This is a genomic window from Amycolatopsis sp. NPDC089917, from assembly GCF_040684635.1.
Taxonomy (GTDB): Bacteria; Actinomycetota; Actinomycetes; order Mycobacteriales; family Pseudonocardiaceae; genus Amycolatopsis.
On record NZ_JBFBGL010000002.1, the window covers coordinates 234,171 to 247,611 of the forward strand.

9 protein-coding genes and 1 riboswitch are annotated in these 13,441 nt (G+C 68.7%); of the genes, 4 read left to right on the top strand and 5 right to left on the bottom strand.

Annotated features, from left to right (window positions below):
• Nucleotides 1-4 precede the first annotated feature (4 nt).
• On the bottom strand, nt 5-1,504 hold the full coding sequence (locus tag AB0N89_RS03230) for a CoA-acylating methylmalonate-semialdehyde dehydrogenase (protein ID WP_364199647.1): 1,500 nt from the start codon (nt 1,502-1,504) through the stop codon (nt 5-7).
• Nucleotides 1,505-1,661: 157 nt separating this feature from the next.
• Nucleotides 1,662-1,848: riboswitch (cobalamin riboswitch) on the bottom strand.
• Between the two features lie 25 nt (nt 1,849-1,873).
• Nucleotides 1,874-3,274: a short-chain fatty acyl-CoA regulator family protein gene (locus AB0N89_RS03235; RefSeq protein ID WP_364199649.1), complete on the bottom strand. Its 1,401-nt coding sequence runs from the start codon at nt 3,272-3,274 to the stop codon at nt 1,874-1,876.
• 135 nt (nt 3,275-3,409) lie between these two features.
• On the opposite strand from AB0N89_RS03235, the gene AB0N89_RS03240 reads away from it, so the two are divergent.
• From AB0N89_RS03240 to AB0N89_RS03255, 4 genes are read left to right on the top strand one after another with little or no spacing between them, the layout of a single operon-like run.
• Nucleotides 3,410-4,891: an MmgE/PrpD family protein gene (locus AB0N89_RS03240; RefSeq protein ID WP_364199651.1), complete on the top strand. Its 1,482-nt coding sequence runs from the start codon at nt 3,410-3,412 to the stop codon at nt 4,889-4,891.
• Nucleotides 4,891-5,784, top strand: a complete 894-nt coding sequence (prpB, locus tag AB0N89_RS03245) for a methylisocitrate lyase (RefSeq protein WP_364199653.1) — start codon at nt 4,891-4,893, stop codon at nt 5,782-5,784. Before AB0N89_RS03240 ends, prpB begins: the two co-directional genes overlap by 1 nt.
• Before the next feature lie 10 nt (nt 5,785-5,794).
• Complete coding sequence (locus AB0N89_RS03250) at nt 5,795-6,910, top strand: bifunctional 2-methylcitrate synthase/citrate synthase (RefSeq protein ID WP_364199655.1); 1,116 nt, start codon at nt 5,795-5,797, stop codon at nt 6,908-6,910.
• Nucleotides 6,911-6,956: 46 nt separating this feature from the next.
• The gene (locus tag AB0N89_RS03255; protein ID WP_364199656.1) at nt 6,957-8,600 is read left to right on the top strand and encodes a DUF885 domain-containing protein; all 1,644 of its coding nucleotides are present in this window, start codon (nt 6,957-6,959) and stop codon (nt 8,598-8,600) included.
• Nucleotides 8,601-9,092: 492 nt separating this feature from the next.
• Here the strand turns inward: AB0N89_RS03255 and AB0N89_RS03260 are convergent, their stop codons facing one another.
• From AB0N89_RS03260 to AB0N89_RS03270, 3 genes are all read right to left on the bottom strand, one after another.
• Nucleotides 9,093-10,055 (bottom strand): amidohydrolase family protein, encoded by a 963-nt coding sequence (locus AB0N89_RS03260; protein ID WP_364199658.1) that lies wholly within the window; start codon nt 10,053-10,055, stop codon nt 9,093-9,095.
• A 125-nt stretch (nt 10,056-10,180) separates the two neighbouring features.
• Nucleotides 10,181-12,625: a LamG-like jellyroll fold domain-containing protein gene (locus AB0N89_RS03265; RefSeq protein ID WP_364199660.1), complete on the bottom strand. Its 2,445-nt coding sequence runs from the start codon at nt 12,623-12,625 to the stop codon at nt 10,181-10,183.
• Nucleotides 12,626-12,916: 291 nt separating this feature from the next.
• Nucleotides 12,917-13,432 carry an HAD domain-containing protein gene (locus AB0N89_RS03270; protein ID WP_364199662.1) on the bottom strand — a complete coding sequence of 172 codons (516 nt, stop codon included), beginning with the start codon at nt 13,430-13,432 and terminating at the stop codon, nt 12,917-12,919.
• Nucleotides 13,433-13,441 lie beyond the last annotated feature (9 nt).

The following is a 13,441-nucleotide window of genomic DNA, read 5'->3' on the forward strand; positions in this document are numbered from 1 at the left end:
GGCCTCAGCTCATCGTCGGGATGACGAAGCTGGCGCCTTCCTTGGTACCGGAAGGCCAGCGCGAGGTGACCGTCTTGGTCTTGGTGTAGAAGCGGATCGAGTCCGGCCCGTGCTGGTTGAGATCGCCGAAACCGGAGCGCTTCCAGCCGCCGAAGGTGTGGTACGCGATCGGGACCGGGATGGGCACGTTGACCCCGACCATGCCGGTGTTCACCCGCGAGGTGAAGTCGCGCGCGGTGTCACCGTCGCGGGTGAAGATCGCGACGCCGTTGCCGTACTCGTGTTCGCTGGGCAGCCGCAGCGCCTCCTCGTAATCGGCGGCGCGGACGATCGACAGCACCGGGCCGAAGATCTCCTCGCGGTAGATCCGCATGTCGGTGGTGACGTGGTCGAACAGGCAGCCGCCGAGGAAGAAACCGTTCTCGTGACCGTCCACAGTGGTCCCGCGCCCGTCGACGAGCAGCTTCGCTCCTTCGGCGACACCGACGTCGATGTAGTCGCGGACCCGCTGGACGGCTTCGGCGGTGACCAGCGGCCCGAAGTCGGCCGTTTCGTCGAGCGAGGCACCGACCTTCAACGTCTTGACACGTTCGGTCAGCCGGGCGGCCAGCGCGTCGGCGGTGGCCTCGCCGACCGGGACGGCGACCGAGATCGCCATGCACCGTTCGCCCGCGGAGCCGTATCCGGCGCCGATGAGCGCGTCGACGACCTGGTCGAGGTCGGCGTCCGGCATCACGATCATGTGGTTCTTGGCGCCGCCGAAGCACTGCGCGCGCTTCCCGTGCGCGGCGGCGGTCGTGTAGATGTACTCGGCGATCGACGACGAGCCGACGAAGCCGACCGCCTCGACGCGCGGGTCGGTCAGCAGCGCGTCCACGGCTTCCTTGTCGCCGTTGACCACGTTGAACACGCCCGGCGGCAGACCGGCTTCGAGGAACAGTTCCGCCAGCCGCAGCGGGACCGACGGGTCGCGTTCGGACGGCTTGAGCACGAAGGCGTTCCCGCAGGCGATCGCCGGGGCGGCCTTCCAGAGCGGGATCATCGCGGGGAAGTTGAACGGCGTGATCCCGGCGACCACGCCGAGCGGCTGCCGCATCGAGTAGACGTCGATGCCGGTGCCCGCGCTGTCGCTGTACTCGCCCTTGAGCAGATGCGGGACGCCGATGGCGAACTCGACCACTTCGAGCCCGCGCTGGATGTCGCCGCGCGCGTCGGGCACGGTCTTGCCGTGCTCGGACGCGAGCAGCCTGGCGAGCGAATCCTCTTCGGCCCGGACGAGGTCGACGAACTTCATCAGCACGCGGGCCCGCTTCTGCGGGTTCCAGCGCGCCCAGTCGAGCTTGGCCTGCGCCGCGTCGGCGACCACGCCGGCGACCTCGGCGGCCGACGCGAGCGGGACGCGGGCCTGGACCGCGCCGGTGCTGGGGTCGAAGACGTCGGCGAACCGGCCGGACGTCCCCGGTACCGGCTTGCCGCCGACGAAGTGACTGAGTTCGGTGCTCATGGATGCCCTTTCCGAAAGTGCGCAGGACGGAGCCGCCCGGGACCGCGATCGGCGGCCGGGCAGGGGAGTACGGACGACTTACCGCCGGGGTGGTGGCGGGTCGGCGACTTTCGCGCAGGCAGGAAGAATCCGCATGCGTTCAGCTCCATCCTCGTGGACGAACACGGACGTCTGCGGCCGGTATCCTGGCTCCCGGATCCGCGGCGGCTCCGGCCTTCCCGGCTCGCGCCAGTGGCCTTCTCTGCGGGAGCGCCGCTCCCCGGTCACAGTGGCGGGACCGCGCCGGATTCGCACCGGCTTCCCTGCACCGCAGACCTGTGGACACCATAAAGTAGGAAGTCCGACTATGTCGATGGTGTGGCGTACGCCTCAGCCGAGTGGCGGGTAGGGCAGCAGGCTGGACGAATGCTCGTCGATCCGCATCGGCTTCCCGATCGCGGGGAAGGCGCGCTGCGGGCACGCGGGCCGCTCGCAGACCTTGCAGCCCATGCCGATCGGGGTGACGGCCGCGCCGGTGCCGAGCGCGAGGCCGTCGGAGTACACGAGTCGTTCCGCGTGCCGGAGTTCGCAGCCGAGCCCGATCGCGAACGTCTTCGCCGGATCGCCGTGCCCGCCCGCCGCCCGGGACACGGTCCTGGCGAGCCAGAAGTACTTCTTGCCGTCCGGGAGTTCGGCGATCTGGGTGACGATCCGGCCCGGTGAACCGAACGCCTCGTAGACGATCCACAGTGGACACGAGCCGCCGACCCGGGAGAAGTGGAACCCGGTGGCGGACTGGCGTTTCGAGATGTTGCCCGCGCGATCGACCCGGACGAACGAGAACGGCACGCCGCGGGTGCCCGGACGCTGCAAGGTGGACAGCCGATGGCAGACGCTTTCGAACCCGACGCCGAAATGATCGGACAGCCGCGTGATGTCGTAGCGATACCGCTCCGCCGCGCCGAGGAACACGCGGTACGGCAGTACGAGCGCACCCGCGAAGTAGTTGGCCAGCCCGATCCGCGCGAGCCGCCGGGCGGTGTCCCCGCTGAACTTCCCGCCGTCGACGAGCCTGCCGATCACGTCGCCTGCCTCCAGCAGCGCGAGTTCCGACGCGAGCCGGAACGCGGCCTGCCCGGGACGCAGCGCGGGGGAGAGACGCAGTGTTCTCGTCTTCGTGTCGAAGTGATGCCTGTCCGGGCCCAGGGTTTCGGCGGTGACCTTGACACCGTGTCGCTCCAGCAGCCCCGCCGTCAGTCCATTCCGGACCTCGCCCGGGTGGAGGCGTAGTTCGGCGGCGAGCTTTTCGGCGGGGGCGTCGAGTTCGGCGACGTGGTTGCGGCGCAGGTAGAACCAGTCACGGATCTCCTCGTGCGGCTGTTGCGCGGTCGAGCGGTCCAAGCCCTGCTCGGTCACCAGCGTGGCGACGTTCTCCACCGCTTCCCGATAGCGGCGGTGCAGGGCGACGAGCGTCCGCGCCACGTCGGGCAAGGTGGTGGTCAGCGCGTCGACGTCGGCGTCGGAGATCGCGCCGCCGACGGTGTTGTCGTCGAACACCTCGCGTACGTCGGCGATCAGCCGGGCGGTGTCGCGGGCGGTGAAGAACTCGGTGTCCACGCCGAAGGTCTCGGTGACCTTCAGCAGGACCGGCAGGGTCAGCGGCCTGCCGTTGTGTTCGAGCTGGTTGACGTAACTCGGCGAGATCTCCAGCAGCCTGGCCAGCTCGGACTGGGTCATGGACCGGTCTTCGCGCAGCTGGCGCAGCCGGGCACCCGCGTACATCTTCTCCACACCTCGACTGTAACAACTTTTACAAGACGCTCGCGAACCTTCACAAACCTTCACAGGGGCGAGTACTGGCAACGGTTTTCCGGAGCTGCCACGCTCGGAGGCAGCGCACCGCAAGGTTCACAACCGAGGGGACCCATGATCGATCACACCGTCCGTACCCATCGTTCCGCCGAGTCGCTGCCCCGTGAGGACCAGTTCGCATGGAAGCTCGCCGAAGTCGCCACCGACGACGTCCCGGTCACCCCCGAGGTCGCCGACATGGTGATCAACCGCGTGATCGACAACGCCGCGGTGGCCGCGGCGTCGCTGGCCCGGCGTCCGGTCGTCTCCGCCCGGGACCAGGCGCTGGCCCACCCCGGCAGGCCGGGGGCGAGGGTCTTCGGTGTCGAAGGCCGGTATTCACCGGAATGGGCGGCCTGGGCCAACGGCGTCGCGGTACGGGAACTGGATTATCACGACACCTTCCTCGCTGCGGACTACTCGCACCCCGGGGACAACATCCCGCCGATCCTCGCCGTCGCCCAGCACACCGGCCGCGGCGGCGCGGACCTGCTGCGCGGGATCGTGGCGGGTTACGAACTCCAGGTCGACCTCGTCCGCGGGATCTGCCTGCACGAGCACAAGATCGACCACATCGCCCATCTCGGCCCGTCGGTCGCGGGCGGCCTCGGCGCGCTGCTGGGCCTGGAAACCGAGACCGTGTACCAGGCCATCGGGCAGGCGCTGCACACCACGACGACGACCCGCCAGTCCCGCAAGGGCGAGATCTCCTCGTGGAAGGCGTACGCGCCCGCCTTCGCAGGCAAGACCGCGATCGAGTCCGTCGATCGGGTGATGCGTGGCGAGGGCGCGCCGAGCCCGGTCTACGAAGGCGAGGACGGCTTCATCGCGTGGCTGCTGAGCGGTCCCCGCGCCGAGTACATCGTTCCGCTGCCCGCTCCCGGTGAGCCGAAGCGGTCCATTTTGGACACGTACACCAAGGAGCACTCGGCCGAGTACCAGAGCCAGGCGCTGATCGACCTCGCTCGACGGCTCGGCCCGAGGATCGGCGAGTCCGGCAAGGTGGAGAAGATCGTCATCCACACCAGTCACCACACGCACCACGTGATCGGCTCCGGTGCGGGCGACCCGCAGAAGTACGACCCGCGGTCCAGCCGTGAGACGCTCGACCACTCGATCCCGTACATCTTCGCGGTCGCGCTCCAGGACGGGGAATGGCACCACGAGAAGTCCTACGCGCCGGATCGCGCCGCGCGTCCCGACACCGTCGAACTGTGGCAGAAGATCACGACCGTCGAGGATCCCGAGTGGACTCGCCGCTATCACGCGCCCGAACCGGCGTTCGGCGGACGTGTCGAGATCACCCTCTCGGACGGCACCGTTCTGTCCGACGAGATCGCCGTCGCCGACGCTCACCCGGCCGGGGCCCGTCCGTTCGCCCGAGCGCAGTACGTCGCCAAGTTCCGTACGCTGGCCGACGGGGTGATCACCGCCGCCGATCAGGACCGGTTCCTCGACACGGTCACCCGGCTCGGGGAACTGGACGCGGCCGAGGTCGCCGGGATCGCGCTCCCGGCCGGGCTCGACGCCGCGCCGACGAGCAAGGGGATCTTCTGATGCTGCACGCCGCTCCCTCCGCCGCACAGAAGCGGGCCGCGTTCCGCGCCGGACTGAATTCCGGGACGCTGCAACGCTTTCCCGGCGCGTTCAACCCGCTGTCGGCGAAACTGATCGAGCGCCGCGGCTTCGAGGGCGTCTACGTCTCCGGCGCCGTCCTTTCCGCGGATCTCGGCCTGCCGGACATCGGCCTGACCACGCTCACCGAGGTCGCCGGGCGTTCGCAACAGATCGCCAGGGTCACCGGGCTGCCCGCGCTGGTCGACGCCGACACCGGCTTCGGCGAGCCGATGAACGCCGCCCGCACCGCGCAGGTACTGGAGGACGCCGGCGTCGCCGGAATGCATCTGGAGGACCAGGTGAATCCCAAGCGGTGCGGACATCTCGACGGCAAGGACGTCGTCGAACGCGACGTCGCGGTCCGGCGGATCACCGCCGCCGTCGCCGCGCGCCGCGATCCGGGCTTCGTCATCGCCGCGCGGACCGACGCGGCCGCCGTCCACGGCATCGACGACGCCGTCGAACGCGCCAAGGCCTACGCTGGAGCGGGAGCGGACCTCATCTTCCCCGAGGCGATGCGGGATCCCGCCGACTTCGCGCGGATGCGCGCCGCCGTCGACATCCCGATCCTCGCCAATATGACCGAGTTCGGGAAGAGCGAACTCCTGGACGTGAAAACGCTGGAATCCCTCGGCGTGAACGTCGTGATCTACCCGGTCACCCTGTTGCGGCTGGCCATGCGCGCCGCGGAGACCGGACTGGACGCGATCGCCGGACAGGGCACGCAAGCGGGCCTGCTCGACAGCATGCAGCACCGGCGCGACCTGTACGACCTGCTCGATTACGAGTCCTACAACGCGTTCGACGAGAACGTCTTCACCTTCCGCCTCTGAGGAGAGCACCATGTCCAGTATCCACAAAGGACTCGCCGGGGTCGTCGTCGACACCACGGGGGTGTCGATGGTCAATCCCGACACCAATTCCCTGACTTATCGCGGTTACCCCGTCCAGGAGCTGGCCGGGAAATGTCGTTTCGAGGAGGTCGCGTACCTGCTCTGGTACGGCGAACTGCCGACACCGGCGCAACTCGCCGCCCAGAACGAAGCCGAGCGGGCGCACCGCGCCCTGCCGCGGGATCTCGTGCTGACCCTGCTGTCGTTGCCGGAGACCGCGCATCCGATGGACACCCTGCGTACCGCGGTGAGCATCCTGGGCGCGCATGACCCGCATGAGGACGACAACAGCCTGGAAGCCAACCGGGCCAAGGCGCTCCGGCTGTTCGCCGCGCTTCCCGCCGTCGTCGCGCTGACCCAGCGCCGCAGGCACGGCCTCCTCCCGCTCACCCCGCGCGACGACCTCGGGTACGCGGAGAACTTCCTGTACATGACCCTCGGCGAGATTCCCGAACCCGTGATCGTCCGGGCCTTCGAGACGTCGCTGGTCCTCTACGCCGAGCACAGCTTCAACGCCTCCACGTTCACGTCGCGAGTCGTCACCTCCACGCTGTCGGACCTCTACAGCGCCGTCACGGCGGCGATCGGCGCGCTCAAGGGACCGTTGCACGGCGGGGCGAACGAAGCCGTCATGACGACGTTCGAGGAGATCGGCACCGCGGGCGACGCCGAGGCCTGGCTCGCCACGGCGTTGGCGGAGAAGCGCAAGATCATGGGCTTCGGGCACCGTGTCTACAAGAAGGGCGATTCGCGCGTCCCGACCATGCGCCGTGCCCTGCAGGAGATCGCGGAACTGCGCGACGGCCGTCATCTGCTCGACCTCTACGAAGCGCTGGCCCGCGCGATGTACGCGGCGAAAGGACTGCATCCCAATCTGGACTACCCCGCGGGCCCGGCGTATCACCTGATCGGTTTCGACACCCCGGTGTTCACCCCGATCTTCGTCGCCGCGCGGATCACCGGCTGGACGGCGCACATCGCCGAACAGCTGGCGGACAACAGCCTGATCCGGCCGTCGAGCGCTTACACCGGGCCGACGGAACGCGTCGTCGGCCTGGTCGGATAAGGCGAATTGCCAGCGAGGAACGGATCCGCTCTGGTAAGTGTCGGATATGGGGAATGAGCCGACGGCGGCCGAGCTGGCCGACGAACTTCTTGACGTACTCGCGACCGAGATGCCCTTGATGGCGACTTTCGACAACATCCCGGGGCACGATCGTGAGTTACGGGACGTCTCGGAGGCCGGTGACGCCCGGCTGAGGGAAAAGGCCGTCCGGATTGCCGGACAGGCCGCCCGGTCCGCGGATCCGGACCGGATCACGCTCGGCGTGGTGACGCATCACGCCGAATCGCTCCTGACCAGGTTGGACGCGCGGCTGTGCGAGTTCATCGTCGCCGAGCCGATGGCCTCCGAGGGCATCGGGGCGCTGTCCTGGCTTCCGCAGCTGGAACCGTCGGGGGAGCAGGCGGAGGAGGACTACCTGGCGAGGCTGGCGGCGTTGCCGGAATTCTTCGCGACGCTGGCGGGCCGGCATCGCGCCGGGATCAAGAGCGGCCGGACGCCGGTGGAACGCGCCGTGCGCAACGCCGTCGAGCACCTCGACCGGCTCCTGGCCGCCGAACCCAGCTCACTGATCGTCCCGGCCGTGACCGGTGACCGCGCGGAGCGGCTGTTCACCGAGAAGGTGCGGCCGGCGCTCGTCGCCTATCGAGAGGTGCTCGCCCGGGAGATCGCCGGGCACGGCCGTCCCGACGAGCGGCCGGGTCTTTGCTGGCTGGAAGGCGGCAAGGAGAGCTACGCGGGGCTGGTCAAGACGCACACCACGACCGGGGCCTCGCCGGAGGAACTGCACGAGACCGGCCTCGCGATCGGGCGGGCGCTCGACGAGGAGTACCGGAGGCTCGGCGCCGTCGTGTTCGGCGAGGACGACCCCGTCGCGGTCCGGCGGCTGCTGCGCACGGATCCTTCGCTGCGCTGGCGGGACGCGGACGAGATGATCACGACCGCGACGGAAGCGGTCGCGCGGGCAACGGCCGCGGCACCCGGCTGGTTCCGGCAGGTGCCGTCCGCCGAATGCGTCGTCCGCGCCGTGCCGGAGGCGGATGGCCCGTCGGCCGCCCAGGCCTACTACATGCCACCTTCGGCCGACGGCAGCCGTCCCGGCGTCTACACCACCAACGCCTACCGGGTGACCGAGCGGTTCCGGTTCATCGCCGAGTCCGTCGCCTTCCACGAAGCCGTTCCAGGACACCACTTCCAGGCCTGTGTGTCCTTCGGGCTCGAAGGAGTGCCGCCGCTGCGCAAGCTCGTCCCGCTCTCGGCGTTCGACGAGGGCTGGGCGCTCTACACCGAACGGCTCGCCGACGAGATGGGCCTGTACTCCGACGACGTGATGCGGCTGGGCATGGTCGCGGAGGACTCCTTGCGCGCGGCGCGGCTCGTCGTCGACACCGGGTTGCACGCGCTGGGCTGGACGCGGCAGCAGTGCGTCGACTACCTCACCGAGCATTGCGTGCTCAGCGACGCCGAGGTGCGATCGGAGACCGATCGGTACATCGAATGGCCCGGCCAGGCGCTGTCGTACATGACGGGCAGGCTGGAGATCCAGCGGCTGCGCGCCTTCGCCGAGGAACGCCTGGGCGAGGCCTTCGACATCCGCGACTTCCACTACGTCGTGCTGGGGAACGGGCAGGTGCCGCTGCCCGTTCTCGACGACGTCGTGCGCGACTGGGTGGAGCGGGTCAGCGGGTCGTGAGTGGTAAGTGGGGTTAGAACGGACCGGCATTTACCTACCTACGCCTGACCTGCGCGAGGGTGGCGGTTCCTCGGCTGCCGGGCTCGACGGTGAGGGAATTGGGACGCTGAATGTCCCAGTTCCCTCACCGCCACCAGGGACGGGGCCGCCCCTGGTGGCAGACGGTGCGACGGGGGAAGATTCCGGACGCTCAACGGCCGGAATCTTCCCCCGTCGACCACACCACCATCCAGCACAAGCTTCACCCACCACAGAGACGAAGCAGAGCCCCCTTGATGAAGAACTTGGACCCGTTCAGTCTCCGAATCCCTCACCAACGAAACCGAGCGTGGAGGATCTAGGACGTTCAACGTCCCAAATCCTCCACACTCACCAGCCACACCAGTAGGTAGGTAAATACGAGTCCGTCAGAACGACACTTACCACTCACGACCCCCTGGACCCATTCGGTACCGGCGCCTGCCTTCAGGTACCAGAGTCCAGCAGCGACCTCTACTTGAGCTTCAGTAGCTTTTCGACGTTGCCGTGCGCGATCTTCTCTCGGTCGGCTTCGTCGATCGGCGCGGTCTTGAGCAGGTTCACCATCGGCTCGTTCGGGGTGTAGGGATGGTCGACCGAGAAGATGATCCGGTCGGCCCCGAGCACGGCCAGCGCGCAGTGCAGCGGCGGGAAGGTCGCGTAACCGCTCGTGGTGATGTGCACATTGGTCTTGAAGTAGTCCGCGACCGGCTGGCGCAGCTGCTCGTTGATCGGCGTCAGCACGACGTCGATCCGCGACAGCGCGAACGGGATCATCTCGCCCATGTGGCCGATGACGATCTGCAGATCCGGGTACTCGTCGAGGACGCCGGAGACGATCAGCCGCAGCAGGTGCAGCGCGGTCTCGGAGTGCCAGCCCCAGGCCGCGGTCGCGAGGTTGTCCGCCTGCAGGTCGGAAAGCCCGGAGAAATAGGCGTCCAGCACGGGTTTCGGCGGGAGCGCCGGATGCAGGTAGAGCGGGACCCGGAGCGATTCGGCGGCGGCGAGCACCGGCTGGAACGCGGCGTCGTCGAGGAAACGCCCGGTGGTGAGGCCGTTGAGCATCGCGCCCTTCAGCCCGAGTTCTTCGACGGCGCGGCGGAGTTCGTCGGCCGCCGCGTCCGGCGCCTGGAGCGGGAGGGCGGCGAAACCGGCGAACCGGCCGGGATGGTGGGAGATCGCGTCGGCGAGCGCGTCGTTCGCCTGGCTCGCGCGGCCCGCTTCCGCCGGCTTCAGCGCTTCCGCGCCGGGAACAGCGTGGGACAGGACCTGGACGTCGATGCCCGCCGCGTCCATGTCCGCGATCCGGCCGCGCCCGAGGTCGCGGAGCTTCTTCCGGATCCCCGCCATGATCGGGTGATCGCCCAGTTCACCCTCGCCTTCCTCGTTGTACAAGGTCGGATGGGTGAAATGCTCTTCGATGGCGATGACCTTCAAGTCGATCCCTCCACGCGGACGATCACGGAATTCGCCGTCCAGTCTTCTCGTGCCGCGCGGGATCCGGATCTTCCGTCGTGCCGAACACGCGGCGCCGGGACCGGCCCGGCGCCGCGTGTCCCGGATCAGTCGCGCTTCGCCAGCGTCGCGACCTCGGCGTCGGACAGCGGCCGGTCGTAGACCCGGACGTCGTCCACCGCGCCGCGCAGGAAGTCGACCTGCTGACCGCCGTACTGACCGCGCCCGATCACCGTGTGACCGGTGCTCGCGGCGGCGGAGCAGGCGTTCTGCGAGGCGACCTTCTTGCCGTCGACGTACAGCGAGAGCGTGCCCGCCTTGGCGTCACGGACACCGGTCAGGTGGTACCACTTGCCGACCTCCGGCTTCTCCGGCGACAGGGCTCGGAGACCGACGAAGCTCATCGCCCACCGCTGGTCCTGCCCGGAGTACTGCAGGAAGAACGCGCTGTCGCGGCCGGTGTCCTGGCTGACGACGGTCTGGAACGCGCCACCGGCCTCGTCCAGCTTCGCCCACGCCGAGACCGAGTAGCTGCCCGCGGTGGTGACGAGGGTCGCCCCGGTGTCGGCCTGGCCGTTGCCGGCGAAGGCCAGCGCGCCGCCCTCGACACCGCCCGTCCAGTGCGTGCCGGTCAGCGCGGCGTTCGCCGTGCCGACCGAGTCGGCGGCGGTGGATCCCGTGCCCTCGTCGAACTTGTAGGCGTGCACGCCGGTGATCCCCGGAGTGCCGGGGCCCGGGTCGGGAGCGCCGGAACCGCTGCCGTCGGCGTTGCGGATGATCGCCTGATTGACCGCGCGCACCTGCGCGAAGTCCATCTTCTTCACTTGCCTGTCGTAGGTGAAGAAGCCGTTGACCTCGTGCTCGACGTCGGTGATCTGCGTGTAGATCGAGCCGCTGATGCCGCAGCTCTGCGCCGACGCGAGCACGTCGCGCTGGTTCTGGACGTAGCGGCTGTTGAGAGTCGCCTGATCCTTCACCATCTCGTAGGCGTGACCTTCGCCGAACCACATGTGGTCCTTGACCTCCAGGCCGTAACCACCGTGTTCGCCGTCGATCGAGATCCGGTGGGCGTCGGGCATCGGCTTGGCGGGACCGGGGTAGGAGTGCCAGTCGAGGACGTCACCCTTGCCGGAGTCACCGAGCGAATCGCAGCAGTTGACCCCGCTGTGCGCGTTGACCAGCCGGGTCGGGTCCTGGGCCTTGACACTTTCGGCGATCTTCCCGGTCTCCTCGCGCGACCACTCCGCCCAGCCCTCGTTGAACGGCACGTAGCCGACGATCGAGGTCCAGTTCTTCTTCTGGTCCACCAGTTCCTTCAGTTCGGTCTTGAACTGCTGCTGGGCGTCCACGGGCGGGCGGCCGCCGGTGCGCATCGACGGCATGTCCTGCCAGACGAGCAGGCCGAGCTTGTCGGCGTGGTGGTACCAGCGATCGGGTTCGGTCTTGATGTGCTTGCGGACCGTGTTGAAGCCGAGGACCTTGTGCTGTTCGAGGTCGAAGCGCAGCGCCTGGTCGGTCGGCGCGGTGTAGATGCCGTCCGGCCAGTATCCCTGGTCCAAAGTGGACTGCAGGAAGAGGATCTTGCCGTTGAGGGTGAACCGGAGTTTCCCGTCGGCGCCCTTCGTGGTGCCGTACTCGCGCATGCCGAAGTAGGAGGACACCTTGTCGACGGTGCGGCGGCCGTCCTTCAGCTCGACGTCCAGGTCGTAGAGGAACGGCGAGTCCGGCGACCAGAGCTTCGCCTTGGGCACCGGCAGCGAGATCGTCCCCGCGGCGGACGCCTTGCTGCGGCTGACCACCTTCCTGCCGTCGCGGACCACGGCCTCGACGGTCAGCCCGGAGCTGCCGCCGGTGTCGACGGTGAGCTTGAGCGTGGAGGACTTGAGGTCCGGGACCATGCCGAGCGTGCCGACGTGCTTGGCCGCGACCGGTTCCATCCACACCGTCTGCCAGATGCCCGAGGCGCCTTCGTAGAAGATCCCTCGGTCGGGGACGAGACGCTGCTTGCCGACGGGCTGCCAGGTCGCGTCGGCGCGGTCCTCCACGCCGACGATGATCTCCTGCTCTCCCTTGGGTTTCAGCGCCGACGTCACGTCCGCGGAGAACGCGCCGTAGCCGCCCTGGTGCGCGGCCACCTCCTTGCCGTTGACGTACACCTTCGCCTTGTAGTCGACGGCGCCGAAGTTGATCCGCAGGGTGTTGTCGCGGCCCACGTTCCAGTTCTTGGGCACGGTGAACGTGCGGCGGTACCACATGTAGTCCTCGTGCCGCTGGATCCCCGAAAGCGCCGATTCGGTGGGGTAGGGGACCAGGATCTTCTCGGCGAGCTTCTCGCCGAACGGCGGGACCTCGCCCGCTGCCGCGCCGGCGAACTCCCAGACCCCGTTGAGGTTCTGCCAGTTCTCGCGCACCAGCTGCGGCCGGGGGTACTCGGGCAACGCGTTGGTGGGCGACACCTGGCCGGTCCACGGGGTGGTCATGCGTGGCTTGCCCATCTTCCAGCCGCTCTCCGCGGCCGTCGCGGATCCTGACGTCAGCGCCAAAGCGGCCATGGCGGCCACCGCGGCGGTCAGAGGCTTCCGAAACCGTCTCGGCTTCCGGGGGCGTTGTGGTGACAACGTTGGCAACATCTGCTCGACACCCTTCTCCGGGGGCGGCCGCCTCGGCGGAGGTGCGCCTCCCGCTGGACTTGTGCAGGCGTGAAACCACGGCCCCGTGGCCGGTGGGAACCGGTGTGAGCCGGGCCACGGCTGGCCGTCAGGACGTTTTTACATCGTTGATACAACGTTGTAAAGCGTCGAAGGCCTCGAATCGGTCCTGGGGAACAGAGCTGTCCTGTGTTGTCAGGCGAGGCGGGATTCCCGCAGCCACGCGTCGAGCTGCCGGTAGTCGGCGTCGGTCAGGCCGCGGCGGTGATCGACCCGGAGCAGGAGAGCCGGAACGGGGTGCTGTCCCGTCACCCATTCGCGGTCGGCGTCGGCGATCTCGTCGTCGATCCAGGCGAACGGGCGGTCTCCGGCGTGGTTCAGCAGTGGGCGCGTCTTCCAGTGCAGGCCGATGAGCGCGTCGGCCTCGTCGGTGTCGGACGGCTCGGGCCAGTCCACCACCGGCAGCCGGGGCAGGCCCAGCCGCGGGGTGAGGGAGTCGTTGGCGTCCTGCGTCCAGGTCGTGGCCCAGACCAGTTCGCCGGGAAGTGCCTTCAGACGTGAGCCGTGGGACGGATCGAGCCTGCCGAGAAGCGGGTTCTCGTCTTCTCGCGGCGCGGGTCCGAAGGCCGGGTACCGGCCGGGATCGAGCCCGAAGGGGATGAGCGGGCCGTCGACGTCGAGGTAGATCAGCGGGAGTCTCGCGGGAACCACGACGGCACA

Excerpts from the sequence above, each read along its gene's own strand:
- AB0N89_RS03240 (WP_364199651.1), top strand. The coding sequence starts at position 3,410 with ATGATCGATCACACCGTCCGTACCCATCGTTCCGCCGAGTCGCTGCCC.
- AB0N89_RS03250 (WP_364199655.1), top strand. The coding sequence starts at position 5,795 with ATGTCCAGTATCCACAAAGGACTCGCCGGGGTCGTCGTCGACACCACG.
- AB0N89_RS03255 (WP_364199656.1), top strand. The coding sequence starts at position 6,957 with ATGGGGAATGAGCCGACGGCGGCCGAGCTGGCCGACGAACTTCTTGAC.
- prpB (WP_364199653.1), top strand. The coding sequence starts at position 4,891 with ATGCTGCACGCCGCTCCCTCCGCCGCACAGAAGCGGGCCGCGTTCCGC.
- AB0N89_RS03230 (WP_364199647.1), bottom strand. The coding sequence starts at position 1,504 with ATGAGCACCGAACTCAGTCACTTCGTCGGCGGCAAGCCGGTACCGGGG.
- AB0N89_RS03265 (WP_364199660.1), bottom strand. The coding sequence starts at position 12,625 with ATGGCCGCTTTGGCGCTGACGTCAGGATCCGCGACGGCCGCGGAGAGC.